The sequence below is a fragment of the Ancylobacter sp. G4_0304 genome (assembly GCF_047501495.1).
Classification (GTDB): domain Bacteria; phylum Pseudomonadota; class Alphaproteobacteria; order Rhizobiales; family Xanthobacteraceae; genus Ancylobacter.
In genome coordinates this window covers 102,916-126,695 of record NZ_JAZDRM010000008.1, presented here as the reverse complement: position 1 = coordinate 126,695, position 23,780 = coordinate 102,916, and the positions used below count along the sequence as shown (strand labels likewise).

The following is a 23,780-nucleotide window of genomic DNA, read 5'->3' as shown; positions in this document are numbered from 1 at the left end:
GCTCCCTTCCCATGGACACGCCTCCCTCCGCGCGCGGGCCTGCCACGCTGACGCTTGCCGGCGCCTGGCGGGGCGCGCGCGCCATGGTGCCGGTGTTCATCCCGGTCTTCGTGTTCGGCGCGGCGTTCGGTGTCGCGGCGCATGCGGCCGGGCTGGAGGGCTGGGTCGCGGCGCTGATGAGCGCGCTCGTCTTCGCGGGCGCCTCGCAATTCGCGGTGCTGGATCTCTGGCAGTCGCCGGTGCCGTGGGTGACGATCCTGCTCGCCACCTTCGCGGTCAATTCCCGCCATCTCCTGCTCGGTGCCTCCATCCGGCCGCTGACGCGCGGCCTGTCGACGTGGAAGCGCTATCTGTCGATGACGCTGCTGAGCGATCTCAACTGGGCGGCGCTGATTTCCGCCGAGGCGCGCGGCGAGCGCGATCTCGGCTACATGGTCGGCGGCGGCGCCGCGATGTGGGTGGTGTGGCTGACCGCGACCGTGATCGGCGCCGCGGTCGGCGATTTCACCCTGGCCGACCTCCAGCGCTACGGGCTCGATCTGGTCATGGTGGTGTTCTTCGCCACCACGCTGTTCGGGCTGCGCCGCAAGAAGATCGACGATCTGCCGTGGCTGGTCGCCGGGCTGGCCTCGCTGGCGGCGGTGTGGTGGCTGCCGGCGAACTGGCATGTGCTGGTCGGGGGGCTTGCCGGCGGCGTCGCCGGGCTGATCCAGTATGGACGGAGCCCATGAGTTCCGCGGACGCGCTGCTGGTGATCTTCGCGATGGCGCTGGTAACTTATGCCACCCGTGCCGGCGGCATCTGGCTGGTCGGCTTCATGCCGATGTCGCCGCGGCTCGAAGCATTCCTGCGCTATCTCGCCGGCTCGGTGCTGGTGGCGCTGGTGGTGCCGGCGACGGTGCGCGGTGGCGCCGCCGCCTTCGTCGCGGTCGGCGTCACCTTGCTGGCCATGGCGGTGGTGCGCCGGGGGCTGGTCGCGATGGCGCTGGGCATTCTCGCGGCGGCGCTGTACCGGGCCTTTATCGGCGCGTGAGCGCTCACTCCGGCAGCCGCGCCTCATAGGCCTCGCGATAGTGCGCGAAAAGCGGCCACAGCGCGCTGCGCTCCCGCCCCTCCAGCGCCTCGGCGAGCAAGGTGAGATGGGCGTGCCAGCCCCCCGCCACGCTAAGCCGCGTGCCGCGCGCGACCAGCCGGCGGTGGGTGACGGTGAGGTATACCTTCGCGCCGCGCGGTGCGAGTTCGAAGGTGACTTCCGATTCCGTCGGCGTTCCCGCTTCCCAGGTGAAGCGCAGCAGCCGGTTCGGCTCGCAGGCCAGCACCACGCCTTCATTGTGAATCTCGCCCGCGAATTTGGTGAAGCGCTCCGGCGTCGGCTGGCCGGCATTGAGTTCGCCATTGCGGAACACGAGGTCGACCTTGCCGCCCGCCGTCAGTTCCATCGGCCCGGCGGCGAGCCAGAGGCGGCGCTTGTCCGGTTCGGTGAGATAGGCCCAGACACGTTCCACCGGGCCGGGCAGCAGGCGCTCGAAGCGCAGCGTGTCGATGGCGTCCTGCGTGGCATAGCCGAGATCGAATTCGGCGGGCGCGGTCTCGATGGGCGCGGTCATGGCGTATCTCCCTTGCTGTCGTCCTCGCGCAGCAGCGCGTCGAGGGCGTCGAGGCGTTCGGTCCAGAAGCGTTCGTAGAAGCGCAGCCATTGGCTCGCCTCGCCGAGCCGCGCGGCGTCGAGCCGGCACAGATGCTGGCGGCCCTTCACCTCGCGCCGCACCAGCCCCGCCATCTCCAGCGTGCGGATATGCTTGGAGGCGCCGGCGAGCGACATGGCGAAGGGCTCGGCCAACTCGCCCACCGTGCGCTCGCCGGAGGACAGGCGCCGGAGCATCTCCCGCCGCGTCGGATCGGCGAGGGCGTGGAAGACGAGATCGAGGGGTGAGGCGTGCGTTTGTTCAACCATGTGGTTGAATATCTGCGTATGCGCCGAAACTGTCAACCAATAAGTTGAATATCGCGGTCGCGACATGCCGGTGGATAACGGGGATTGCGGGCGGGGCGCTGCGACGCCACTTCAGTGCTGGCGGGGATGGCGCGATATGCCGGACCGGCCCGGCTCTTGCCTGCTAAAATCCGGCAAGATGTGAGAGGAGAATCGCTCCCGCCATGCGCTTTCCGCCCTCGTTCCTCGACGAGATACGCACCCGCCTCCCGCTGTCGGAGGTGGTGGGAAAGCGCGTGCAGCTCAAGAAGCAGGGCCGGGAGTGGCGCGGGCTGTCGCCCTTCAACGCCGAGAAGACGCCGTCCTTCTATGTGAACGACCAGAAGGGCTTCTATCACTGCTTCTCGTCCGGCAAGCATGGCGATCAGTTCGACTTCCTGATGGAGACCGAAGGCCTGCCGTTCCCCGAGGCGGTGGAGCGGCTCGCCAATATGGCGGGCGTGCCGATGCCGGTGCAGTCTCGCGAGGAAGAGGTCCGCGAGAATCGCCGCAAGACGCTGCACGAGGTGATGGAACTCGCCGCCCAGTTCTTCGAGGCGACGCTGCAGGGCCGCGCCGGGGCGCGCGGGCGCGGCTATCTCAACGATCGCGGCCTCGGCGCCCCGACGCAGGCGCGCTTCCGGCTCGGCTACGCTCCCGCCGAGCGCTATGCCCTCAAGGAGGCGCTGGGAGCGAAGGGCGTGCCGGTCGAGGACATGGTGGAAGCCGGCCTGCTGGTGGCGGCCGAGGATATCCCGGTCCCCTATGACCGTTTCCGCGATCGCGTGATGTTCCCGATCCACGACCTGCGCGGGCGCGTCGTCGCCTTTGGCGGGCGGGCGCTGGATAAGGAAGTCTCGGCCAAATACCTGAACTCGCCGGAGACCCCGCTCTTTCACAAGGGCTCGCTGCTCTATAACGGCTTCAACGCCCGCGCGGCCGCCCACAAGGGCGCGCCGATCATCGTGGCGGAAGGTTATGTCGACGTGATCGCGCTGGTCGAAGCGGGCTTTGCCGGCGCCGTCGCGCCGCTCGGCACCGCGCTGACCGAGGAGCAGCTCGCTTTGCTGTGGAAGATGGCGCCCGAGCCGCTGCTGCTGTTCGACGGCGACAAGGCCGGACGGCGCGCCGCATGGCGGGCGATGGACCTTGCCTTGCCCCATCTCAAGCCGGGCATGAGCCTGTCCTTCGGCCTGCTGCCCGACGGGCAGGACCCGGACGACCTGATCCGCGCCGGCGGCCGGGAGGCGCTCGACGCCGTGCTGCGCGACGCCCGCCCGCTCGCCGAGGTGCTGTGGAGCCGCGAGCTTGAAAGCGCGAGCACCGATACGCCCGAGCGCCGCGCGGCGCTTGAGGCGCGGATCGGCGAGATCGTGCGGCTGATCGGTGACGAGACGGTGCGCAAGCATTACCGCGCCGACCTGATGGAACGCTTCCGCCGCCTGTTCGCTCCGGCGCAGGGCAGCGATGGCTGGCGTGAGCGCGGACCGGGCGCGCGGGCAAATGGCGCCCGCCCGGGGAATTTTCGCGGCGGCTCGCGGCCCGGCCGCTTCGGTGGGCGTGATTTTGCGGCACGCGAGCCGATCGGCGTGGCGGGGGAGGGCATGCGCCGCTCGGCCCTGCTGCGCGGCGCGGCGGCGGAAATTCCGCGCAACGAGGCGCTGCTGCTGTTCGCGGTGATGAACCACCCGTGGCTGCTCGACAGCGCGGCGGAGGAACTGGCGGAGCTTGCCTTCCTCAACAAGGAGACCGCCGAGCTGCGCCGCGTGCTGCTCGATGCCCATATGGAGGGCGACACCGAGGACGCGGAGCGGCTGGCGCGGCGGATTGCCTCCGCTGGCTTCGGCCCGCTGGCGGCGCGGCTCTCGGCACTGGCGGTCGCGCGCCACGACTGGCCGGCCTTCGCCGATGCCGCCCGCAGCGATGTCGAACTCTGGTGGCACCAGCGTCTGGTCTTGCACCGGCGTGGTCACGCTCTATCTAAGGACCTGCGGGAGGCTGAGAGACGGCTTGCCGATGAACCCACCGATCTCAATTGGGCGCGCTTTCTGGACGTACAAAGACAGCTCGCGGCACTTGACGGAACCGAAGCTTTGGTAGAGGGGTTCGGCGCTGCATCGGGTCGTCCGGTGCGGCAGATGTAGCAGCCCTTGGGTCGCCCGCCCGCGTGCGTCGAATGCGCCGTGGTGCGTGTGGCCCTGTTTGCGTCGGTTCTTCGCCTTAGGTGAGGGGCCGAATTCTGGGTGGCCCGGTGGGCTGCGGGCACGGTTCTTGCCGGGTTCGCGCGACCGAGGGTACTGGGTCGATCAGGCGGCGCCGTGACGACGGCTGCCGTTGGAAACCGGGGGCGATGGCCTTCGGTGGTTGAGGAGCACACGCATGGCGAAGCAGGCAGCGGAAGCGACGGAAGCCCCCGAGAAGGATGGCGACGCCCCCGACAGCCCGTTGCTCGACCTTTCGGACGCCGCCGTCCGAAAGATGATCAAGCTCGCCAAGAAGCGCGGCTACGTGACTTATGACGAGCTGAACGAGGTTCTCCCTTCCGACCAGAACACCTCGGATCAGATCGAGGACATCTACGCGATGCTCAACGAGATGGGCATCAATGTCGTCGAGGCCGAGGAGGCCGAGGGCGAGCAGGAAGAGAGCGCGGCCGGCGAGGCGGGCGACGACGAGGAAGAGTCCGGCGGCGAGCTGGCCGAATCGGCGCCGCGCGCGGTCATCCGTTCCGAAACCAAGTCCGAGCCCGGCGAGCGCACCGACGATCCGGTGCGCATGTATCTGCGCGAGATGGGCTCGGTCGAGCTGCTGTCCCGCGAGGGCGAAATCGCCATCGCCAAGCGCATCGAGGCCGGCCGCGAGGCGATGATCGCCGGCCTGTGCGAAAGCCCGCTGACCTTCCAGGCCATCATCATCTGGCGCGACGAGCTGGTCGAGGGCAAGGTCCTGCTGCGCGACATCATCGATCTCGAAGCCACTTATGCCGGCCCCGAGGCGAAGAACGGCCCGATCGTGGAAGGCGGCTCGCTGGCGCCGGAAGCCGAAGAGGAGCGTGAGCCCACGCTCGGCGAGACCATCGCCGCCGACGATGATGACGACATGGAGAACTCTCTGTCGCTCGCCGCGATGGAAGCCGAGATCAAGCCGAAGGTGCTGGAAACCTTCGACCGCATCGCCGACGCCTACAAGAAGCTGCGCCGGCTGCAGGACCAGAACGTCGAGTCCAAGCTCAAGAACGAGACGCTCACGCCGTCGCAGGACCGCAAGTACAAGAAGCTCAAGGACGATCTGATCGTCGATGTGAAGTCGCTGTCGCTCAATCAGGCGCGCATCGACAACCTCGTCGAGCAGCTCTACGATATCAATAAGCGCCTCGTGTCGCTCGAAGGCCGCCTGATGCGCCTTGCCGAGAGCTTCGGTGTCTCGCGCGAGGACTTCCTCAGGCAATATCAGGGCTCCGAGCTTGATCCCAAGTGGATCAACCGGGTGAAGAACCTGACCTCGCGCGGCTGGAAGGGCTTCGTCGGGCAGGAACTCGACGGCATCCGCGACCTGCGCTCGCACATCCACACGCTTGCGACCGAGACCGGCCTGGAAATCCAGGAATTCCGCAAGATCGTGCAGATGGTGCAGAAGGGCGAGAAGGAAGCCCGCCAGGCCAAGAAGGAAATGGTGGAGGCGAACCTGCGCCTCGTCATCTCCATTGCCAAGAAGTACACCAATCGCGGCCTGCAGTTCCTCGACCTCATTCAGGAGGGGAACATCGGCCTGATGAAGGCGGTCGACAAGTTCGAGTACCGCCGCGGCTACAAGTTCTCGACCTATGCGACGTGGTGGATCCGTCAGGCCATCACCCGCTCGATCGCCGACCAGGCCCGCACCATCCGCATTCCGGTGCACATGATCGAGACGATCAACAAGATCGTGCGCACCTCGCGCCAGATGCTGCACGAGATCGGCCGCGAGCCGACCCCGGAGGAGCTGGCCGAGAAGCTCGGCATGCCGCTGGAGAAGGTCCGCAAGGTCCTGAAGATCGCCAAGGAGCCGATTTCGCTCGAAACCCCGATCGGCGATGAGGAAGACAGCCACCTCGGCGACTTCATCGAGGACAAGAACGCGATCCTGCCGATCGACGCGGCGATCCAGTCGAACCTGCGCGAGACCACGACGCGCGTGCTCGCCTCGCTCACCCCGCGCGAGGAGCGCGTGCTGCGCATGCGCTTCGGCATCGGCATGAACACCGACCACACGCTGGAAGAAGTCGGTCAGCAGTTCTCGGTGACGCGCGAGCGTATCCGCCAGATCGAGGCGAAGGCGCTGAGGAAGCTGAAGCACCCCTCCCGCAGCCGCAAGCTGCGCAGCTTCCTCGACAACTGAGCCGTTTATTACCTCATCGTCGGCATTATTCTACGGCGGGCCTCCAGGCCCGCCGTTTTCATTTCGACGGGCGACTCATTTTGGAACAAGAGCGCTGAAGCATCATTGTCCTTGGAGCCTAACAACCATGGAGAACGATCATGTCGGGTCCTCTGGACGGCAAGCGCATTCTTATTCTGGCAACCAACGGCTTCGAGCAGTCCGAGCTTGAGGTGCCGCGCGACAAGCTCCGCGCGGCGGGCGCGCAGGTTGACGTGGTTTCGCCTGAGACGGGAGAGATCAAGGGCTGGGATGAGAAGGACTGGGGGCGCCCGGTACGGGTCGACAAGGCCCTGAGCGAGGCGCGCGAAAGCGATTATGACGCCATCGTACTGCCCGGCGGGCAGATCAATCCCGACCTGCTGCGTGTCGAGCCGGAGGCGATCGCGCTGATCAAGGCGTTCTTCAACGCCGGCAAGACCGTGGCCGCCGTCTGCCACGCGCCGTGGCTGCTGGTGGAGGCCGGCCTCGCCAAAGGTCGCAGGATGACGTCCTACGCCTCGATCCGCACCGACATCATCAATGCCGGCGCGCACTGGGAAGATGCCCCGGTCGTGACCGACAAGGGGCTGATCACCTCGCGCAATCCCGGCGATCTCGACGCCTTCAGCGCCAAGATCATCGAGGAAATCCGCGAAGGCCGTCACGAGCGACGCGCGGCCTGATGCTGGCCGCTGACGGCATTGAACGGAAAAGGCGGCCGATGGCCGCCTTCTCTTTTGCCGGTGCTGGGGCGTCAGCGTGGCGGCGCTTCAACCAGCAGCCCGACGATGCGGCGCACCAGCGGCAACACCGCCAGAAGCGTGGGAAAGGCGACGAGCCACGATAGCGCCCAGGCCGTCGGCCACGTCGCGAGGAAGTCCGCGCCGGCCCCGAGACTGCGCAGGGTCGCGATCGCCGAGACGACGAACGTCATCAGCACAGACAGCACAAGGGGCATGAGCAAGCCGGCATAACGAGCGGGCAGCTTGTAGGAGGTCGATGAAGGAGAGGGCATGGCCATCCTCATTGGATGGTCTCGGCGTTCCGGATGGCACAGCATCCGCCGGCCGTGACCGGGTTGGATGCGTTGCCTGACGTCGGACGCTTACGGCCGGAGGCGCAAGAGCCACCGGCGCAAGGAATATAGACGAGAGGCACCGGTCCCGCCAGTGCCCTTGTGCGATGGATTCCGCCCCAGGTCGGAAGGGCGGGGTGCGGCGGTCTTGGGCTCACTCCCCCGGGAGCGGGTGGTTGGTGCGGCGCACCTTCTTGGTGCTGACGTCGACATAGGCCAGCGTCCCGGCGAAGCCGCCGAAGGCAATGAGCGTGACGGCAAGGAAGATGAGGGTCTCGGTGGGCATGGGTTCCTCCTTTGGTATCGAGGAACCTTAAGACCACGTGGCGCTCGCGCCTTGATCGGGATCAAACCGCGCTTCAGGGGAGGCGCATGGCATCGTCGACCACGAGGGCCAGGCCGATGAGCGCGAGAAAACCGAGGAAAAACAAGGCGAACAGCGCGAAAGCGATCCGGCGCGCCAGCGTCGAGACGCCGGTCAAACCCAGCGCGCCGGCCAGCAGCGACAGAACCAGAAACCCCACCGCATATTTGAGCATGCGCGTCCTCCCACTCCCATACCGGAGAACGTCGACGCGTGGCGGTTGGTTCCGGCGTCAGGCGCCGTCGGAGCGGCCGTCCTGTTCGGTGGGGAACGGCGCGTCCGCCGCCGGGTTCGCGGGCGGCGCCATATGGGTGGCGGGGCGCGAGGCGCTGGCGGTGGAGGCCGCCATGCGCGGCGCGGCCACGGGCTCCACATCAGGCTCAGGCATCGGCACCGTGCCGGTGGCGGCCGAGGCGGCGGTCTCGCCGACCTTCTCGGCGAGGTGCGGCGGGGTCTTCTCGCGGCAGGTCATGCGCCACACCACGAATAGCAGCAGCAGGGTGTGGGAGGCGGCGGTGAACAGGAACAGCGCGCCGGGCCCGTAATGCATCATGCCGAATGAGGCGACCGACGGGCCCGCCACCGAGCCGATGCCATAGGCCAACAGCAGGCCGGCAGCGGTTTCCACGGCCTCCGCCGGCGCGGTGCGGTCATAGGCATGGGCGGCGGCGAGCGAATAGGCCGGCAGCGACAGCGCACCGTAGAACAGCGCGAGGATGCACAGGCCGAGCAGCCCGAACTGGAACACGCCGAGCGCGAGGCCGGCCAACAGCGCGCCGACCATCAGCGCCGCGAGGATGCGACGGCGGTCCATGCGGTCGGAAATATAGCCGATGGGCCATTGCGCGATCGCGCCGGCCACGACGGCGGCCGACATGAAGGTTGCCGCCCCGTCGGCGGTGAGTCCGCGCCCGATGCCGAAGATCGGCCCGAGCGACCATAGCGAGCCATTGGTCAGCCCGATGACAAAGCAGCCCACCACCGCGACCGGCGCGGCCTTGAACAGGTGCCAGATGCGGATGCGGGCGGTCTCGATCGGGGCCGGCTGGCCGGCGCTGGTCATCGCCACCGGCAGGGTGGCGAGCGCGAACAGGATGGTGGCGAAGGCGAACAGCTCGAAGCCGCGCACCGGATAGAGCGTGATCATCATCTGGCCGGCGGTGAGCGCGGCATAGTCGACGATGACATACGCGCTCATCACGAAGCCGCGCGTCTGGTTGGTGGCGCGGTCGTTCAGCCAGCTTTCGATGACGAGATAGAGCCCGGCGAAGCAGAAGCCGGTGATGGCGCGCAGCCCGAACCAGACGAACGGGTCGATGAACAGCGGATGCGCCATCATCGAGGCCACCACGCCGGCGGTGAGCGCGGCGAAGGCGCGGATATGGCCGGAACGGCGCACCAGATGCGGCACCAGCAGGCAGCCGGTCACGAAACCCAGATAATAGCTCGAACCGAGCAGGCCGAGCTGGACCGCGCTGAAGCCCTCGAAGGCGCCCCGCAAAGGGAGCAGCGTGTTCTGAAGGCCGCTTCCCGTGACCAGGAAGAACACGCCGAGCAGCAGCGCGGCGACAGGGCCGAGAGTCTGGGCCATGATAAAACCGGATGGTGTGGACGGGAATCGGCGGAACAGCGCAAATGAGTGCTATCACAACGGTTCGGTTAGACACGATACGTGGCGATGTCGAGACGGGGAAACGCATGTCGGAATTGCCGGTGAAGCTGGTGTCGAGCCTGTTGAGCGCCGAGGTGAGCCCGCTCGGCGCGGAATTGTCGCGGCTGCGCGACAAGGAGGGGCGCGACCTCCTGTGGAACGGCGATCCGGCGTTCTGGACGGGCCGTGCGCCGCTGCTGTTTCCCATCGTCGGCCGACTGCCGGGCGACGCGCTGGTCCATGAGGGCCAGAGCTACCCCATGCTCCAGCACGGCTTTGCCCGCCGGCGCGGCTTCGCGACGCTGGAGGCCTCGCCGTCGCGCGCAGTATTCGGGCTGGACTCGGACGAGGAGACGCTGAGGCAATATCCCTTCGCCTTCTCCCTGCGCGTCGCCTACACGCTGGAGGAGGCGACGCTGACCATCTCCGCGACGGTGACCAATCCCGGCGCGACGCCGCTGCCGGCGAGCTTCGGCTTCCATCCCGCCTTCCTGTGGCCGCTGCCCTATGGCGGCACGCGGGCCGATCATCGCCTCGTGTTCGAGAAGGCCGAGGTCGAGCCGATCCATCGCCCGATCGCCGGTCTGCTTTCGGCCGCCACCGAGCCCAACCCGGCGGTGGACGCGCTGGTGGCGCCGGACGACGCGATGTTCGAGCGTGATGCGCTGATCTTCACCCATCTGCGCTCGCGCCATATCCGCTTCGGCGTGCCGGACCAGCCCGGGATCGAGGTGGCGTTCCCGGATATGCCGCATCTCGGCCTCTGGTCGAAGCCGGGCGCGCCCTTCCTGTGCATCGAGCCATGGCAGGGCTATGCGACGCCGGAAGGCGCGGACGCCGACTTCGCCGCCAAGCCGGGTCTCGTCTCCATCGAGCCGGGTGCGCAGCGCAGCTTCGCCATGTCGGTGCGCTGGCTGCCGAATTCGGGCGACGATATCGGGGCGTAACGCGCCCGCCGAGGATCAGGCGAGACCGAGGTGGTTCATCACCCGGTCGCGACCCTGCCGCTTGGCGGCGTAAAGCGCGGCGTCGGCCTCGGCGACCAGCGCGTCGGCGGTGAGGTCGGGGCCGCCATGGGTCGCGATCCCGACGCTGACCGTCGTCAGCCCACGCGTGGGATGGGGAATGGCCGCCGCCCTCAGCGCCTCGCGCAGCCTCTCCCCAGCCTGCAGCGCGGCGTCCACCGGGCTGCCTGGAAACAGCACGGCGAATTCCTCGCCACCGTAGCGCGCGATCACGTCGTCCGTCCGCCGGAAGACCCCGGACAACACGGCGGCGAGCTGACGCAGCGCCGCGTCGCCAGCGGGGTGGCCGAGCGTGTCGTTGATTGCCTTGAAGTGATCGATGTCGATGATGGCGAGCGACAGAGGTTCGCCGGTGCGCAGGCAGCGCGTCACCGCGCGCGCGATCGCCTCATCGAAGCCGCGCCTGTTGGCGAGCCCGGTCAAGGCGTCGACGCGGGTCAGCCGCGTCAGCTCCTCGTTTCGCTGCCGCAATTCGATCTCGTCGACCACGATGGCGGCGATGTCCTCAAGGCCGGAGATGTCGATCGCCTCGCCGTGGGCCGCTGCCTCCCGGCGCAGCACGCAGAGCGAGCCGACCACGAGGTCGGGCGCCAGCCGAATGGGTACGCCGGCGTAAAAGCGCAGCGGCAGCAGCGGAACCGTGGGATGGCCGTCAAAGGCGCTGTCGGTCCGGAAGTCGCGGACCACAAGCGGCTCGCCGCTGGAGACGACGTGCTGGCAAACCGATTTGCGGCGTTCGATGGAGGACGCGATGTCGGCGCTCGTGACCGACTTCATCCATTGATAGTGCTCGTCGACGAATCCGATGAAGGCGACGTCTGCGCTGTAGAGGCGCTGGGCCAGCCGGGTGAGCCGGTCGAAGCGCTCCTCGGCCGGCGTATCCATGATGCCGCAGGCCTGCAGCGCGGCCACCCGTGCGGCTTCGTTCTCCGGTGCCGGCGGGGAACGCCACATATAGTCATCCTGTTTCCGAGAGACGCGGCTTACAGGCGTGCGGCCGCCCGTGAATGTTCGGGGAGGTCGCCGAGCCGGTCAACCGTGTGGGAGAGGTCGTCGAGGAAGGTGTCGCACCATTTATGGATGGTGTTGCTTTCGACCACCGCCATGTTCGCCTGCCAGCGTTCGCGGCGCTCCTCCAGCGGCATGGCGAGGGCGAGGTCGAGCATGTCGGCCATGCCTTCGATGTCGTAGGGGTTCACCATCAGCGCCCCGGACAGCTCGTTGGCCGCGCCCGCGAAGCGCGAGAGCACCAGCACGCCGGGGTCCTTCGGGTCCTGGGCGGCGACATATTCCTTGGCGACGAGGTTCATGCCGTCGCGCAACGGCGTTACCAGCCCGATTCGGGCGGAGCGGTAGATCGCCGCCAGCGTGGCGCGGGCCAGCGGCCGGTTGAGGTAGCGCAGCGGCACCCAGTCGAACTCGGCATATTCACCGTTGATCGCGCCCGCCAGCTCCTCCAGCTCGCGGCGCAGCGCGCGATATTCGGCGACCTCGCCACGGCTGACCGGGGCGACCTGCATCATCGTCACCTTGGAACGGTGCTCGGGGTGGCTTTTCAGCAGCTCGCCGAAGGCGTTGAACTTGTTGGGCAGGCCCTTGGAATAGTCGAGCCGGTCGACGCCCACCGCCAGCGTGCGGCCGGCGAGGCTGCTGTGCAGCCGTTCCATCTCCTCGCCGGTGACGGCGGCCTTGGCGTCCTTGACGAAGGCCGCGGTGTCGATGCCGATCGGATAGGCCGCGACGCGGAACCGCCGGTCCTTGAGCCCAACCACCCCGCCGGGCGCGATCCAGCCCCGGGCTTCCGACGAGACATAGGTCAGCAGCGCGCGAACGTCGTTCTCGGTCTGGAGCCCGACGAGATCATATTGCGACAGGTCCTGCACCAGCGCGGCGTGGGACGGCAGGGTGAGGAACACGTCCGGCGTCGGCCACGGGATGTGGTGGAAATAGCCGATCAACCCCTGGAAGCCGAGCGCGCGCAGGGCGCTCGCCAGCGGGATGAAGTGATAATCATGCACCCACACCACGTCGTCGGGCTTCAGCAACGGCACCAGAGAGCGGGCAAAGGTGTCGTTGACGCGCCTGTAGCCCTCCCAGTCGCTGCGCCGGTAGCTGAGCGCGCCGAGCCGGTAATGGCACAGCGGCCACAGCGTGCCGTTGGCATAGCCGGCGTAATGGGCGTGCTGATCCTCGGGGTCGAGCGTCTGGAGCGCGTAGGTCACGCGCCCGGAGCGAAAGATTTTTGGCTCCGGGGGCGGGTTCACCTCGGTTTCCCCGCTCCAGCCGAACCACAGGCCGCCCTGCTTGCTGAGAGCTTCGCGCAGGGCGACCGCCAGTCCGCCGGCCTTGGCCGCGCGTTCCTTCGGCGACGCCACGCGGTTTGAAACGATTACGAGCCTCGCCAGAACGCTTCCTCCCATGTCTTCGACAGGCGCATCGCGGTGTCGATCAGGCCGACCATGGAGTAGGTCTGGGGAATATTGCCCCACAGCTCCAGGGTCTGGTTGTCGATGTCCTCCGAGAGCAGCCCCGCTTCGTTGCGCCGCGCCAGAAGGCTGGTGAACATTTCGCGGGCTTCCTCGCGGCGGCCGATCAGGTCGAGCGCGCCCGCGTACCAGAACGAACAGATGGTGAAGGAGGTTTCAGGTAGGCCGAAATCATCCTCGCCGGCGTAGCGCATGAGGTAGCCGTTGCGCTTGAGCTCGCGCCCGATCGCCTCGACGGTGGCGACATAGCGGGCGTCGTCCGGCCGCACGAAGCCGAGTTCGGCCAGCAGCAGCAGGCTGGCGTCAAGCTGGCCATCGCTGTCGGCGTCGACGAAGCTGCCCATCTTCTCGTTCCAGGCGAAGGAGAGGATGCGCTCGCGGATCTTGCGGGCCTCCTCCGCCCAATAGGTCGCGCGCTCGGGCAACTCCAGCACGCGGGCGATGCGCTTGAGCCGGTCGCAGGCCGCCCAGCTCATCACCGCCGAGAAGGTGTGGATGCGGCGCTTGCCGCGCAGCTCCCACAGGCCGGCATCGGGCTCGAAGGCGAACTCGACCGCTCGGGCGCCGACGCCTTCCAGCAGGCGGAACAGCGCCTCGTCGCCGCGATTGGGCAGGCGATGGTCGAAGAACATCTGCGCGGCGGCGAGCACGACATGGCCGTAGCCGTCGTTCTGAATCTGCTCTGCCGCCTGGTTGCCGACCCGCACCGGCCCCATGCCGCGAAAGCCCGGCAGCGCCTCGGCGAAGCGCTCCTCAAGGGGCGTGCCGGGCACGATGGAATAGACCGGCGCCAGCCGCCCCGACGGGTCGGAGGCGATCACCGTCGTCAGGTAGCGGATGAAGTCCTCCATCGTGCGGGTGGCGCCCAGCATGTTGAGCGCGCGCACCGTGAAGTAGGAATCCCGCAGCCAGCAATGGCGGTAGTCCCAGTTGCGGATCGAATGCGGCGCCTCGGGGATCGAGGTGGTGAGCGCGGCGACAATGCCGCCGGTCTCCTCATAGGCGCACAGCTTCAGCGAGATGGCGGCGCGGATCACCGCCTCCTGCCATTCGAACGGAATGGAAAGATAGCGCACCCATTCCCACCAGTAGTCCCGCGTCTTCTCCTCGAAGCTGCGCGCGGTATCGGCGATCGAGGAGGCGAAGGGTTCGTCCGGGCCGAGCACCACGGTCGCCGCCTTGCTCAGCACGAAGGGGCGTTCCTCCGCCACGTAGACGATCGGCAGGTCCGTGGTGGCGCGGACGGTAAAGTCCTCGCCGGCAAAGCGCATGTGGTTGCTGCCGCGCACCGGCTTCGGGCTCTGCGCCCCCCACTGGAAATGCGGGCGCAGGCGGATGGTGACGCGGCAGGTGCCTTCCAGCGGCTCGATGCGGCGCACCAGCATCGAAGGGCGGTAGATGCGGTCATAGAGCTTGAAGCGCGGGGCGAAGTCAGTCACCCGCAGCTTGGCGCCATCGGCATTCTCCAGAATGGTCTCGATGATCGCGGTGTTGGGCTGGTAGCGCCGGGTGGCCTTGGTCTGGCCGTCCAGCGTCACGTCGAAGAAGCCCCCGGCGGCTTCCTCCCCGCCCAGAAGCGCGGAGAAGATCGGATCGCCGTCGATCCGTGGCCAGCAGCACCAGGCGAGTCGCCCGTTCTTGTCGATCAGCGCGGCGATGGTGCCGTTGCCGATGGCGGCGAGGTTCAGGTCGGCGCTCACGGGGTGACGGCCTCCAGCGACTGGGGAATAAGGGCGAGCCATTCGCGCACGTCCTTGGGGGTGGCGAGGCGGAAATCCGCCTGCTGCGTGGCGCGCGGCCCGACCGCGACGGCGATGCCGCCCGAGGCGCGGGCAGCGCGGAAGCCGTCCTCGTCGGTCACGTCGTCGCCCAGGAACACAGGGCGGCGGCCGGTGAAGATGGCGGTCTTCATCAGCGTGTCCAGCGCCGTGCCCTTGTTGTGCCCGCCCTGGCGGACTTCGATGACGAAGCGGCCCCTGAGGAACTCGACGCTGCCGTCGAGCCCATACCCGATATCGGTCACGAGCTGCATGATCTCGTCGGCGGATTGCGGCACGGCGCGGAAGTGCACCGCTAGCGACAGCGGCTTGTGCTCGACGAACACGCCGGGCCACGCCACCAACTCCCGGTCCAGCGCCTGCTCCAGCGGCTTGCGCCATTTCGGGGTGGGGATCGGGACGGAAGGCGCGTCCGGGGCGAGCCGGACCTCGGCGCCATGCTGGCCGGACGCCGCCAGCCGTGCCGGGGCGAAGCGATGGTCCATCCAGTCGATGGTGCGCCCGGAAATCAGCGCGACCGCCCCGCCGAGCGCGTGCTGAAGGTCGGTCAGGAGGCCGGGCAGGGTGTTGGGAATAGCCACCCCCTCGGGGTGGTCGGCATGTTCGATGAGCGTGCCGTCAATATCGAGAAACAGGGCCCAATCGCTCTGGGGAGTTGGCTGCATGCTGTGTCCCGATACCTTCCTCGCTGGCGCCTGTTGCGCCCTGTATGCCCTTATCGTACCGACAAAGGTATCAAAGTAGCCTTATGTCGCCCGATCTATCGTTCGCCGGTTAACGTGCCAGCCGCTGCGGCGTTCCCTTACCGCAGCGAAAAAAGTTGAAGGCGGCCCGGGCGCGCGCGCCGCACATCGCTCAGAATGGCCCAGCCTCGGCATCTCCGCCATGCAGCAGGACGCCGTCGCGCGTCGTCGCCTTGACCAGATAGAGCGCCTGATCCGCGCCGTCTATGAGTTGGGTGCGGATCTGCGCGATCTCGGCAGAGCGCGATATGTCGGCGACGCTGGCGATGCCGATGCTCGCGGTGACGATTCCAGTGGGGCTGCCGGCATGGGGAATGGCCACCGCGCGGATCGCGGCGCGCACATTGGTCGCGACCACAACCGCGCCGGCGGCATCGGTGTCGGGCAGCACGATGACGAATTCCTCGCCGCCATAGCGGGCGGCAAGGTCGCCGGGATGGCGCAGCGCCTCGCGCATGGCCTGCGCCACCGCGCGCAGCGCCTCGTCGCCCGCTAGATGCCCGTAATGGTCGTTGTATTGCTTGAAAAGGTCGATATCGACCATCAATACCGATAGGGGCACCCCCGCACGCCGGCTGCGCCCGATCTCCTGCGGCAGCAGTTCCTCCAGCGCATGCCGGTTCCACAACCCGGTCACCGCGTCAGTGCGCGCAGCTTCGGAGAGCCGACGATTGGCGTCGCGGAGCTGTTCGTTGGCGGTGGCCAGCCGGCATTCGAGCTGTTTGCGCTCGGTGATGTCGGTCAGCGCGACGCAAAGCGCGGCAATGTGGGCTCCGGCGGCGGAGCGCATCGCCCGTATCGCCACCAGATGGACCCTGTCGGCAAAGTGCAGCTCATGATTAGGAACCTGTCCGCCAGCGTCGAACACCGCGAAATCGTGCGCCATGCGCGCATCGATCTCCGGCCCGCACAGGTCCAAGGCACGTTTGCCGATCAGGTGATCGCCGGAGAAGCCGATCAGCTGGGCGAATTCGCGATTGGCGGCGAGGAACCGCCTTTCGCGGTCGACGAGACAGGCAGCGACCGGAAAATCCAGGCAGAGTTCGCGAAGTTTATCGAAGGTGATCTGCGACAGCATGTTGCCGGCCGTCCGGTAGGAGAAAGGAGCGTCTCGGTTATAGGTATTTTGCCCTACGCGATTTGACCTATGACAAGCGGCGACCGCAAGCCGGGCGCTGCGGCCTTGCCGCTGCGGGGCGCGGAGGTTACATAGCGCCCAACCCATTCTCCGCTTTGCGACCCGTCAAAGGACGCGCGGCCCGCGCAGGATTTCAAGCCATGGCTTCCTACCAATACGTCTACCACATGCACGGCATGTCCAAGGCCTATCCGGGCGGCAAGAAGGTGCTCGACAACGTGCACCTCTCCTTCTACCCGACGGCCAAGATCGGCATTCTCGGGCCCAACGGCTCGGGCAAGTCCACCCTGCTCAAGATCATGGCCGGCCTCGACAAGGACTTCTCCGGCGAGGCCTGGGTCGCGGAAGGCGCCCGCGTGGGTTATCTGCCGCAGGAGCCGCTGCTGGATCCCGCCCTGTCGGTGCGCGAGAACGTCATGCTCGGCGTCGCCAAGCAGAAGGCGATCCTCGACCGCTACAACGAACTGGCGATGAACTATTCGGACGAGACCGCGGACGAGATGACCTCGCTCCAGGACGAAATCGAAGGTCAGGGCCTGTGGGATCTCGACAGCAAGATCGACCAGGCGATGGACGCGCTCGGCTGCCCGGAGGAGGGCTCCGACGTCTCCAAGCTCTCGGGCGGTGAGCGGCGCCGCGTCGCACTGTGCCAGCTGCTGCTCTCGCAGCCCGAATTGCTGCTGCTCGACGAGCCGACCAACCATCTCGACGCCGAGACCACCAACTGGCTGGAAGGCCATCTGCGCAACTATCCGGGCGCGATCCTGATCGTCACCCATGATCGCTACTTCCTCGACAATGTGACCGGCTGGATCCTCGAACTCGATCGCGGCCGCGGCATTCCCTATGAAGGCAACTATTCGTCCTGGCTGACGCAGAAGACCAAGCGCATGCAGCAGGAGAATCGCGAGGACGAGGCCCGCCAGCGCGCGCTCGCCTCCGAGCAGGAGTGGATCGCGGCCTCGCCCAAGGCGCGCCAGGCCAAGAACAAGGCGCGTATCCAGCGCTATGACGAACTGGTCAAGAAGGCCTCCGAGAAGGCGCCGACGACCGCGCAGATCGTCATTCCGGTGTCCGAGCGCCTCGGCAACAACGTCATCGAGTTCAACGGCCTCACCAAGTCGTTCGGCGACAAGCTGCTGATCGAGGATCTGTCCTTCAAGCTGCCGCCCGGCGGCATCGTCGGCGTCATCGGCCCGAACGGCGCGGGCAAGACCACGCTGTTCCGCATGATCAACGGCCTGGAAACCCCGGATGCCGGCGAGATCAAGATCGGCGACAGCGTCCAGCTCGGCTATGTCGACCAGAACCGCGACGCGCTGGACGACAAGAAGACCGTGTGGGAGGAAATCTCCGGCGGCAACGAGATCCTCTATCTCGGCAAGCGCGAGATCAATTCGCGCGCCTATTGCGGCGCCTTCAACTTCAAGGGGGGCGACCAGCAGAAGAAGGTCGGCATGCTCTCCGGCGGTGAGCGCAACCGCGTGCACCTCGCCCGTATCCTGCAGCAGGGGGCGAATGTCCTGCTGCTCGACGAGCCGACCAACGATCTCGACGTCGAGACGCTGCGCGCGCTGGAAGAGGCGCTGGAAGACTTCGCCGGCTGCGCGGTCATCATCTCGCATGACCGCTTCTTCCTCGACCGTATCGCCACCCACATGCTCGCCTTCGAGGGCGACGGTCATGTCGAGTGGTTCGAGGGCAACTTCCACGACTACGAGGAAGACAAGAAGCGCCGCCTCGGCGTCGACGAAATCATCCCGCACCGGATGAAGCACAAGAAGCTGACGCGCTGAGGACAAGCCGGCCGGAGCGATCCGTGCCGGCTTTTCTGCTCGGGCTGGCGGGATCGGATGATCAAGGCGCTGTCGATCGTCCGCCCGGGCGGAAGCCTGATCGCGGCAGGTCGCAAGACCCTGGAAGTGCGCCGCTGGTCGCCCGATCTGCACCCGTCCGAGGATCTGCTGATCGTCGAGAACGGCCGCTTTCTGCATCGCGACGGCGAAGAGGATGAGGACGGCGTACTGGTCGCCCTCGTCAGGGTCATGGGGGTGCGCCCGTTCACCCTCGACGACATGGCGGCCGCCTGCGCCGGCTCTTTCGAGGAAGGATGGCTGGCGTGGCAGCTCGGCCATGTGCGCCCCCTGCGCACCGACAGGAGGGTGCGTGCCGCGCGGCGCCTCTATGAGGTGGATTTTTATTCTGTCCCGGACCCGGACAAAGGATAAATCCTCTCCTGGCTGGCGCGCGCGGCGGCTTGGCAGCTGCCCCGGCCTCCGTCATCTTCCGCGCGCAACAGGCGAGGCGGTGAGATCATGCGCAGTGCGAATGAAGACTGGAATCCCAACCTCTATCTGAAGTTCGAGGACGAGCGGACCCGCCCACCGCGCGATCTTCTTGCTCGCATTCCGCTCAGCCACCCTCGGCGGGTGGTGGATATCGGCTGCGGGCCCGGCAATTCCACCGAGCTTCTGGCCGAGCGCTGGCCCGATGCCGACCTCATCGGCATGGACAGTTCGCCCAACATGATCGCCAAGGCGCAGGCCCGCCTGCCGGCCGCCCGCTTCGAGCAGGGCGACATCGCCAGCTGGCAGGCGCCGGAGGGCACCGAAGTGCTGTTCGCCAATGCGGTGTTCCAGTGGCTGCCGGATCATCCGGCGATACTGGAGCGCCTGCTCACCGGACTTTCCGAAGGCGGCGCTCTCGCGGTGCAGATGCCCGACAATGTGCAGGAGCCCTCGCACCGGCTGATGAACGAGGCCGCCGCTGCCGGCCCCTGGGCCGCCAAGATCGGGCACATCAAGCGCGAGGAACTGCCGAGCGTGGGTGACTACTACAACCGGCTGAAGCCGCTCTGCCGCCACCTCGACATCTGGCACACGCATTATTACCACCCCCTCGACGGCGCGCCGGCCATCGTCGAGTGGTTCAAGTCGACCGGACTGCGCACCTTCCTCGATCCGCTCTCGGCCGAGGAGCGTGAGGGCTTTCTCGCCGATTACGGTGCGCGCATCGCGCAGGCCTATCCCGCGCGCGTCGACGGCAAGGTGCTGCTGCGCTTCCCGCGCCTGTTCATCGTCGCGGTGCGCTGAGGCCCGGTGCGGCGAAGGGCGGACGGCGGGGCGGACCGTCCGCGACGTGCCGGCCGGCCGCTCAGATGCCGGACTTCAGGGTGAAGGTCACGACCGCGTCCGGCGGACGCGACGGCGAGGTGAAGTCCTCCCAGAACCGGCCCTTGAGATTGCCCGAGGCGTCGCTGACCATCACGAAGTTGTTCTTGCCATTGGTGGTGAAGCTGAAGCCGCTGCCGGCGTCGCGGTGCACGTTCACTTCGACGCATAAGGTCTTGTAGCAATAGACGATGCGATCGGCGTCGGTGAATTGAAGCCGGCTTACGTTCTTCGGGTCGCGCTTGTCCTTCAACGCGCCCTGCCATACCCAGCGGCCCTGAAAGTGTTCCATGCCGGTTTCGACGGTGGGCTTGGATTGGGCGGCCGCGCTATGCAGGCCGGCAATCTGCACAGCGGCCATCATGCCCGCGCCGGCAAGCGCCGCGCACCACAAGCTCTTCTTTTTCATGGCCGTTCCCGCTGTGTCGCATGCCGTAGACCGGCACCATGGTAGGGTAAGAGAGTTCCCGCATTTTGGAAAGAGCGTGGCGAGTGCCCGATCAGACGGGGTCAATCGGGTCGGATCGCGCTCCAAGGTTCACAGCGGGGGCCGATACGGGTTATCTCAAGCCATGATGTTCCCCGCGCTTCGCCGCCCCCTTGTCGCCGCCGCCCTGCTGCTGGGCCTTCTCCTCGCCGCGCGCCCCGCGCTCGCCGATGCCGGCTTCGACCGCTGGCTCGCCGCGCAATGGCCGGCGGCGCAGGCAATGGGGATTTCCCGCGCCACCTTCGAGCGCGAGACGAAAGGGCTGGAGCCCGACTATTCGCTGCCCGACCTCGCCATTCCCGGCAAGCCGAGGAAGCCGGACGGGCAGGCCGAGTTCGTGCAGACCCCGGCGGCTTATGTTTCCGACAAGGCCATCGGCCAGCTCGCCGCGCGCGGGCGCAAACTCGCGAGCCAGTACCGTGCCGAGCTTTCCGCCATCGAGAAGCGCTTCGGCGTGCCGGGGTCGGTTCTGCTGGCGATCTGGGCGCGCGAGACTGCTTATGGCGGCGCCAAGCTGAGCCACGACGCGCTCACCGTATTGGCGACGCAGGCCTATGTCGGCCGCCGCAAGGACGAATTCCAGGGCGAGTTCCTCGCCGCCCTCAAGATCCTCGATGAGGGCCACGTCGCCCGCGCGCAGATGAAGAGCTCGTGGGCCGGGGCGATGGGCCACACCCAGTTTTTGCCGACCGGCTACCTGAAATACGGCGTCGACCTCGACGGCGACGGCACCGCGAACATCTGGTCGTCCGTGCCGGAAGCGCTGGCCGCGACGGCTAGCCTGCTCAAGGAGAAGGGCTGGCGGGCGGGCAAGCGCTGGGCCTATGAGATCACGGTACCGTCCGGCTTTGACTGCACGTTGGCCGAGCCCGGCTACACGTTGTCCATCGGCGACTGGCTCCAGCGCGGTGTGAAGGTGGCCGATGGCCGGCGCATTCCCGCGTCCGCCCTGAAGGACGAGGCGTCGATCATCATGCCCGCCGGTCCCTATGGGCCGGTATTCCTCACCCCGGCCAATTATTTCGCGCTGAAGAGCTACAATTTCGCGGACCTCTACGTGCTCTATGTCGGCCATCTCGCCGACCGCATCGAGGACGACAAGCCGTTCGCGCAGGGGTGGAAGGACATCTCGCTGGTGAAGACCCGCGACCTCGAATTCATGCAGAAGGAGCTGGCGCGCCGGGGTCTCTATGCCGACAAGATCGACGGCAAGGCGGGCATGCTTACCCGCTCCGCGCTCGGCGCCTACCAGAAGGCCAACGGCCTGACGCTGGATTGCTGGCCGGACGCGCAGGTGCTGGAGCACATGAAGCGCGGGGGGTGAAAGGTGGATCGTTGTTCGAGAAAATGAATGCAATCATGAATTGAATTAAATCTTTTCATGCAATCATTAGTTGTAATTTGGATTATATGTCCTCACTCTGTGGCCCGTTAGCTGGCAACAGGGGGGCCGGTTGGTTCCGGTCATTGGGGCATGGCCTATCTCTTCACAATTTACCGTAGCGGCAACGATTTCTCCTGCCGCGTCGATGGCGGGCCGCCCTTCTTTGTCGGGCGTCGCGTGCCCTATGAAGGGCGGATCGGCCTCTACAACATTTTCGCTGGTAGTCGGCTTCTGAAGATCGATTATGACCCCGCGGCCTTCGCCGGCCAGTTCGGGTTCTGGGCGGAGTTCATCCTGCCGACGGCGATGTGCGAGGGGCGCAATTTCCTTACCCTGAACACCTATGACCGCGCGGCCTTCACCTTCGGCTTCGGTCAGTTTGCCGCTCATGTGCCGAACGGCGATTTCGTCCAGTATTTCCGGACCATGCTGACCTTGCCGCAGGCGCCGCTCTATTTTCCGCATCTCGCCGTCATCGGGGGGCGCATCACCGGTACGGACGGCGCAGGGCCATTGGAAAGCGACGCCTCCACAGCCGCGCTAATGGCTTACCTGAACCCCAACCTGGCGGAAGTGCAGGATGCCGAGGTCGTCGCCGCCGCGAAGTTCATCCACTGGACGGCCACTACCCCGGCGGCGCAATCGGTGCAGGTGGATCAGATGATCGACACGTATCGCGGCTTCATGCGCCGCGCCGATCATCGTGTCGGCATTGACGGGCGGACGGCGGCGGAGTGCTGCGTCATCGCCGACATCCTCCATCAGGGGCGGGGCGGCAGCATGACCTGGCCGCTGATCCAGTCGGCGCTGAATAGCACCAATCCGCTCGAAGCATTGATCAAGATTGGCGCTCCGACATGGGAGGAGCGCCGGAGGGTTTTGCGCCGTGCCTTGCAGCGCAATCCGAATTTCGCCAACCGACGCTGGAGCCGCGCGGCAGGCGATTTCGTCTGACCGCTTCTCAACCCTAGCGCGGCATGCGGCTGATGACGCGCGGGTCCTTGCCGGCGCCGAGATCCCGGCCGGAGAGCCAGAACACCTCGCCCTCGCTGTCCTCGGTGTCGAGCCAGAGGAACGGCAAATGCGGGTATTCGGCTTCGAGGATTTCCTTGCCCGTGCCGATCTCGCAGATGATGCCGCCGCGCGCGGTCAGGTGCGCGGGAGCCTCCGTGAGGATGCGGCGCACGATGTCGAGCCCGTCCGGCCCACCGTCGAAGGCGAGCGTCGGCTCAAAGCGATATTCCTGCGGCAGCGCCGCCATCGCCTCTGCGTCGACATAAGGCGGGTTGGTGATGATCAGGTCGTAGAGCCGCCCCTGCAGCGGGGCGAACAGGTCGCCCTCGATCAGGCTCACCCGGTCCTCCATCGCGTGCTCGGCCACGTTCTCGCGGGCGAGCGAGAGCGCCTTGGGCGAGATGTCGACGGCATCGACCTGCGCATGGGGGAAGATCATCGCGGCGAGGATGGCAAGGCAGCCGGAGCCGGTGCACAGGTCGAGCGCGCGGCCGACCGAGTCCACGTCCTCCACCAGCGCGAAGCCTTCGCCGCCGAACAGTTCGCCGGCCAGCAATTCGCCGATGAAGGAGCGCGGCACGATGGCGCGCTCGTCGCTCTTGAACGGCACGCCGCGAATATAGGTACGGCCCAGCAGATAGGCGGCGGGCTTGCGCGTGGTGCAGCGCGCCTCGATCAGCGCGGCGATCTGCTCGCGCTCCTCGCGGGTCAGCCGCGCGTCGAGCCAGGGCGAGAGATCGTCGACCGGAAGGCGCAGCGCCTCCAGCACCATGAAGGCGGCTTCGTCGAGCGCGGTGGTGGTGCCGTGGCCGAAGGCGAGGTCCGCCGCGTTGAAACGGCTCACCGCGTGGCGCACATAGTCGCGCACCGTCACCAGATCGTCGGTCACCGCCATTGGCCTCTCCCTTGTCGATCGGGCAGCAGCAGCATGACGGCGCGCCGAATGCAAGCTCACGTGTTCAGGAAAGCGGGCGCGGGTGGGGCACGCCGCGCGCCGGAGCAATTCCCATCGTTCGGATGTTCCCTCCGAACGGGAAGGGCTCTAAGGAAGAGGAGCGAACGATTGCCGCTGGCGGCGGCGCCCCGCGCCCCGCC

The 23,780-nt window shown here is 67.0% G+C and carries 24 protein-coding genes; 11 read left to right on the top strand and 13 right to left on the bottom strand.

Going from position 1 to position 23,780, the window contains the following annotated elements; genetic code table 11:
* Window positions 1-11 precede the first annotated feature (11 nt).
* Together VRZ77_RS06820 and VRZ77_RS06815 are read left to right on the top strand one after the other, a co-directional pair.
* Complete coding sequence (locus VRZ77_RS06820) at window positions 12-731, top strand: AzlC family ABC transporter permease (RefSeq protein ID WP_414591914.1); 720 nt, start codon at window positions 12-14, stop codon at window positions 729-731.
* Entirely contained in the window at window positions 728-1,033 is a 306-nt protein-coding gene (locus VRZ77_RS06815) for an AzlD family protein (protein ID WP_414591913.1), read from the top strand. Before VRZ77_RS06820 ends, VRZ77_RS06815 begins: the two co-directional genes overlap by 4 nt.
* A gap of 4 nt (window positions 1,034-1,037) precedes the next feature.
* Here the strand turns inward: VRZ77_RS06815 and VRZ77_RS06810 are convergent, their stop codons facing one another.
* Complete coding sequence (locus VRZ77_RS06810) at window positions 1,038-1,607, bottom strand: SRPBCC family protein (protein ID WP_414591912.1); 570 nt, start codon at window positions 1,605-1,607, stop codon at window positions 1,038-1,040.
* Window positions 1,604-1,954, bottom strand: a complete 351-nt coding sequence (locus VRZ77_RS06805; protein WP_414591911.1) for an ArsR/SmtB family transcription factor — start codon at window positions 1,952-1,954, stop codon at window positions 1,604-1,606. Before VRZ77_RS06805 ends, VRZ77_RS06810 begins: the two co-directional genes overlap by 4 nt.
* Before the next feature lie 203 nt (window positions 1,955-2,157).
* Here VRZ77_RS06805 and dnaG point away from each other — a divergent pair, with 203 nt between their 5' ends.
* From dnaG to VRZ77_RS06790, 3 genes are all read left to right on the top strand, one after another.
* Window positions 2,158-4,116, top strand: coding sequence for a DNA primase (gene dnaG / locus VRZ77_RS06800; protein ID WP_414591910.1), 1,959 nt, complete (start codon window positions 2,158-2,160; stop codon window positions 4,114-4,116).
* A gap of 235 nt (window positions 4,117-4,351) precedes the next feature.
* The gene (gene rpoD, locus VRZ77_RS06795) at window positions 4,352-6,349 is read left to right on the top strand and encodes an RNA polymerase sigma factor RpoD (RefSeq protein WP_414591909.1); all 1,998 of its coding nucleotides are present in this window, start codon (window positions 4,352-4,354) and stop codon (window positions 6,347-6,349) included.
* Between the two features lie 140 nt (window positions 6,350-6,489).
* A complete protein-coding gene (locus VRZ77_RS06790; protein WP_414591908.1) occupies window positions 6,490-7,053 on the top strand; it encodes a type 1 glutamine amidotransferase domain-containing protein in 564 nt (187 codons plus the stop codon).
* Between the two features lie 71 nt (window positions 7,054-7,124).
* On the opposite strand, the gene VRZ77_RS06785 is transcribed toward VRZ77_RS06790, so the two are convergent.
* The 4 genes from VRZ77_RS06785 to VRZ77_RS06770 form a co-directional block, all read right to left on the bottom strand.
* Complete coding sequence (locus VRZ77_RS06785; protein ID WP_414591907.1) at window positions 7,125-7,385, bottom strand: DUF2798 domain-containing protein; 261 nt, start codon at window positions 7,383-7,385, stop codon at window positions 7,125-7,127.
* A gap of 214 nt (window positions 7,386-7,599) precedes the next feature.
* Window positions 7,600-7,731, bottom strand: coding sequence for a hypothetical protein (locus tag VRZ77_RS06780; protein ID WP_414591906.1), 132 nt, complete (start codon window positions 7,729-7,731; stop codon window positions 7,600-7,602).
* 73 nt (window positions 7,732-7,804) lie between these two features.
* Window positions 7,805-7,984, bottom strand: coding sequence for a DUF1328 domain-containing protein (locus VRZ77_RS06775; RefSeq protein WP_414591905.1), 180 nt, complete (start codon window positions 7,982-7,984; stop codon window positions 7,805-7,807).
* Between the two features lie 57 nt (window positions 7,985-8,041).
* The gene (locus VRZ77_RS06770) at window positions 8,042-9,400 is read right to left on the bottom strand and encodes an MFS transporter (protein ID WP_414591904.1); all 1,359 of its coding nucleotides are present in this window, start codon (window positions 9,398-9,400) and stop codon (window positions 8,042-8,044) included.
* Between the two features lie 44 nt (window positions 9,401-9,444).
* Between VRZ77_RS06770 and VRZ77_RS06765 the strand changes: the two genes are divergently transcribed.
* Window positions 9,445-10,407: an aldose 1-epimerase family protein gene (locus VRZ77_RS06765; protein ID WP_414591903.1), complete on the top strand. Its 963-nt coding sequence runs from the start codon at window positions 9,445-9,447 to the stop codon at window positions 10,405-10,407.
* A gap of 15 nt (window positions 10,408-10,422) precedes the next feature.
* Here the strand turns inward: VRZ77_RS06765 and VRZ77_RS06760 are convergent, their stop codons facing one another.
* The 5 genes from VRZ77_RS06760 to VRZ77_RS06740 form a co-directional block, all read right to left on the bottom strand.
* Window positions 10,423-11,439: a GGDEF domain-containing protein gene (locus VRZ77_RS06760; protein ID WP_414591902.1), complete on the bottom strand. Its 1,017-nt coding sequence runs from the start codon at window positions 11,437-11,439 to the stop codon at window positions 10,423-10,425.
* A gap of 29 nt (window positions 11,440-11,468) precedes the next feature.
* Window positions 11,469-12,890: an alpha,alpha-trehalose-phosphate synthase (UDP-forming) gene (otsA, locus tag VRZ77_RS06755; RefSeq protein WP_414591921.1), complete on the bottom strand. Its 1,422-nt coding sequence runs from the start codon at window positions 12,888-12,890 to the stop codon at window positions 11,469-11,471.
* Window positions 12,875-14,671: a glycoside hydrolase family 15 protein gene (locus VRZ77_RS06750; protein WP_414591901.1), complete on the bottom strand. Its 1,797-nt coding sequence runs from the start codon at window positions 14,669-14,671 to the stop codon at window positions 12,875-12,877. Before VRZ77_RS06750 ends, otsA begins: the two co-directional genes overlap by 16 nt.
* Entirely contained in the window at window positions 14,668-15,414 is a 747-nt protein-coding gene (gene otsB, locus VRZ77_RS06745) for a trehalose-phosphatase (protein WP_414591900.1), read from the bottom strand. The genes VRZ77_RS06750 and otsB overlap by 4 nt, the downstream gene beginning before the upstream one ends.
* Before the next feature lie 190 nt (window positions 15,415-15,604).
* Entirely contained in the window at window positions 15,605-16,570 is a 966-nt protein-coding gene (locus VRZ77_RS06740) for a GGDEF domain-containing protein (protein WP_414591899.1), read from the bottom strand.
* Between the two features lie 200 nt (window positions 16,571-16,770).
* On the opposite strand from VRZ77_RS06740, the gene ettA reads away from it, so the two are divergent.
* From ettA to tam, 3 genes are all read left to right on the top strand, one after another.
* On the top strand, window positions 16,771-18,426 hold the full coding sequence (gene ettA, locus VRZ77_RS06735) for an energy-dependent translational throttle protein EttA (RefSeq protein ID WP_414591898.1): 1,656 nt from the start codon (window positions 16,771-16,773) through the stop codon (window positions 18,424-18,426).
* Window positions 18,427-18,483: 57 nt separating this feature from the next.
* Window positions 18,484-18,858 (top strand): ASCH domain-containing protein, encoded by a 375-nt coding sequence (locus VRZ77_RS06730; protein WP_414591897.1) that lies wholly within the window; start codon window positions 18,484-18,486, stop codon window positions 18,856-18,858.
* Window positions 18,859-18,945: 87 nt separating this feature from the next.
* Window positions 18,946-19,722: a trans-aconitate 2-methyltransferase gene (gene tam / locus VRZ77_RS06725; protein WP_414591896.1), complete on the top strand. Its 777-nt coding sequence runs from the start codon at window positions 18,946-18,948 to the stop codon at window positions 19,720-19,722.
* Between the two features lie 61 nt (window positions 19,723-19,783).
* On the opposite strand, the gene VRZ77_RS06720 is transcribed toward tam, so the two are convergent.
* On the bottom strand, window positions 19,784-20,209 hold the full coding sequence (locus tag VRZ77_RS06720) for a hypothetical protein (RefSeq protein ID WP_414591895.1): 426 nt from the start codon (window positions 20,207-20,209) through the stop codon (window positions 19,784-19,786).
* Window positions 20,210-20,372: 163 nt separating this feature from the next.
* Here VRZ77_RS06720 and VRZ77_RS06715 point away from each other — a divergent pair, with 163 nt between their 5' ends.
* Window positions 20,373-21,611: a lytic murein transglycosylase gene (locus VRZ77_RS06715; RefSeq protein ID WP_414591894.1), complete on the top strand. Its 1,239-nt coding sequence runs from the start codon at window positions 20,373-20,375 to the stop codon at window positions 21,609-21,611.
* Between the two features lie 150 nt (window positions 21,612-21,761).
* Window positions 21,762-22,625, top strand: a complete 864-nt coding sequence (locus VRZ77_RS06710) for a hypothetical protein (RefSeq protein WP_414591893.1) — start codon at window positions 21,762-21,764, stop codon at window positions 22,623-22,625.
* A gap of 13 nt (window positions 22,626-22,638) precedes the next feature.
* Here the strand turns inward: VRZ77_RS06710 and prmB are convergent, their stop codons facing one another.
* Window positions 22,639-23,580: a 50S ribosomal protein L3 N(5)-glutamine methyltransferase gene (gene prmB / locus VRZ77_RS06705; protein WP_414591892.1), complete on the bottom strand. Its 942-nt coding sequence runs from the start codon at window positions 23,578-23,580 to the stop codon at window positions 22,639-22,641.
* Between the last annotated feature and the right edge of the window lie 200 nt (window positions 23,581-23,780).

Bases quoted from the DNA above. Each gene is read 5' to 3' on its own strand.
- VRZ77_RS06770 (WP_414591904.1), bottom strand. From the start codon at position 9,400: ATGGCCCAGACTCTCGGCCCTGTCGCCGCGCTGCTGCTCGGCGTGTTC.
- VRZ77_RS06780 (WP_414591906.1), bottom strand. From the start codon at position 7,731: ATGCCCACCGAGACCCTCATCTTCCTTGCCGTCACGCTCATTGCCTTC.
- prmB (WP_414591892.1), bottom strand. From the start codon at position 23,580: ATGGCGGTGACCGACGATCTGGTGACGGTGCGCGACTATGTGCGCCAC.
- VRZ77_RS06740 (WP_414591899.1), bottom strand. From the start codon at position 16,570: ATGCTGTCGCAGATCACCTTCGATAAACTTCGCGAACTCTGCCTGGAT.
- VRZ77_RS06760 (WP_414591902.1), bottom strand. From the start codon at position 11,439: ATGTGGCGTTCCCCGCCGGCACCGGAGAACGAAGCCGCACGGGTGGCC.
- VRZ77_RS06820 (WP_414591914.1), top strand. From the start codon at position 12: ATGGACACGCCTCCCTCCGCGCGCGGGCCTGCCACGCTGACGCTTGCC.
- VRZ77_RS06815 (WP_414591913.1), top strand. From the start codon at position 728: ATGAGTTCCGCGGACGCGCTGCTGGTGATCTTCGCGATGGCGCTGGTA.
- VRZ77_RS06790 (WP_414591908.1), top strand. From the start codon at position 6,490: ATGTCGGGTCCTCTGGACGGCAAGCGCATTCTTATTCTGGCAACCAAC.
- VRZ77_RS06785 (WP_414591907.1), bottom strand. From the start codon at position 7,385: ATGCCCTCTCCTTCATCGACCTCCTACAAGCTGCCCGCTCGTTATGCC.
- VRZ77_RS06730 (WP_414591897.1), top strand. From the start codon at position 18,484: ATGATCAAGGCGCTGTCGATCGTCCGCCCGGGCGGAAGCCTGATCGCG.
- dnaG (WP_414591910.1), top strand. From the start codon at position 2,158: ATGCGCTTTCCGCCCTCGTTCCTCGACGAGATACGCACCCGCCTCCCG.
- otsB (WP_414591900.1), bottom strand. From the start codon at position 15,414: ATGCAGCCAACTCCCCAGAGCGATTGGGCCCTGTTTCTCGATATTGAC.
- tam (WP_414591896.1), top strand. From the start codon at position 18,946: ATGCGCAGTGCGAATGAAGACTGGAATCCCAACCTCTATCTGAAGTTC.
- VRZ77_RS06805 (WP_414591911.1), bottom strand. From the start codon at position 1,954: ATGGTTGAACAAACGCACGCCTCACCCCTCGATCTCGTCTTCCACGCC.
- VRZ77_RS06720 (WP_414591895.1), bottom strand. From the start codon at position 20,209: ATGAAAAAGAAGAGCTTGTGGTGCGCGGCGCTTGCCGGCGCGGGCATG.
- VRZ77_RS06775 (WP_414591905.1), bottom strand. From the start codon at position 7,984: ATGCTCAAATATGCGGTGGGGTTTCTGGTTCTGTCGCTGCTGGCCGGC.
- VRZ77_RS06710 (WP_414591893.1), top strand. From the start codon at position 21,762: ATGGCCTATCTCTTCACAATTTACCGTAGCGGCAACGATTTCTCCTGC.
- VRZ77_RS06810 (WP_414591912.1), bottom strand. From the start codon at position 1,607: ATGACCGCGCCCATCGAGACCGCGCCCGCCGAATTCGATCTCGGCTAT.
- VRZ77_RS06715 (WP_414591894.1), top strand. From the start codon at position 20,373: ATGATGTTCCCCGCGCTTCGCCGCCCCCTTGTCGCCGCCGCCCTGCTG.
- ettA (WP_414591898.1), top strand. From the start codon at position 16,771: ATGGCTTCCTACCAATACGTCTACCACATGCACGGCATGTCCAAGGCC.
- rpoD (WP_414591909.1), top strand. From the start codon at position 4,352: ATGGCGAAGCAGGCAGCGGAAGCGACGGAAGCCCCCGAGAAGGATGGC.
- VRZ77_RS06765 (WP_414591903.1), top strand. From the start codon at position 9,445: ATGAGTGCTATCACAACGGTTCGGTTAGACACGATACGTGGCGATGTC.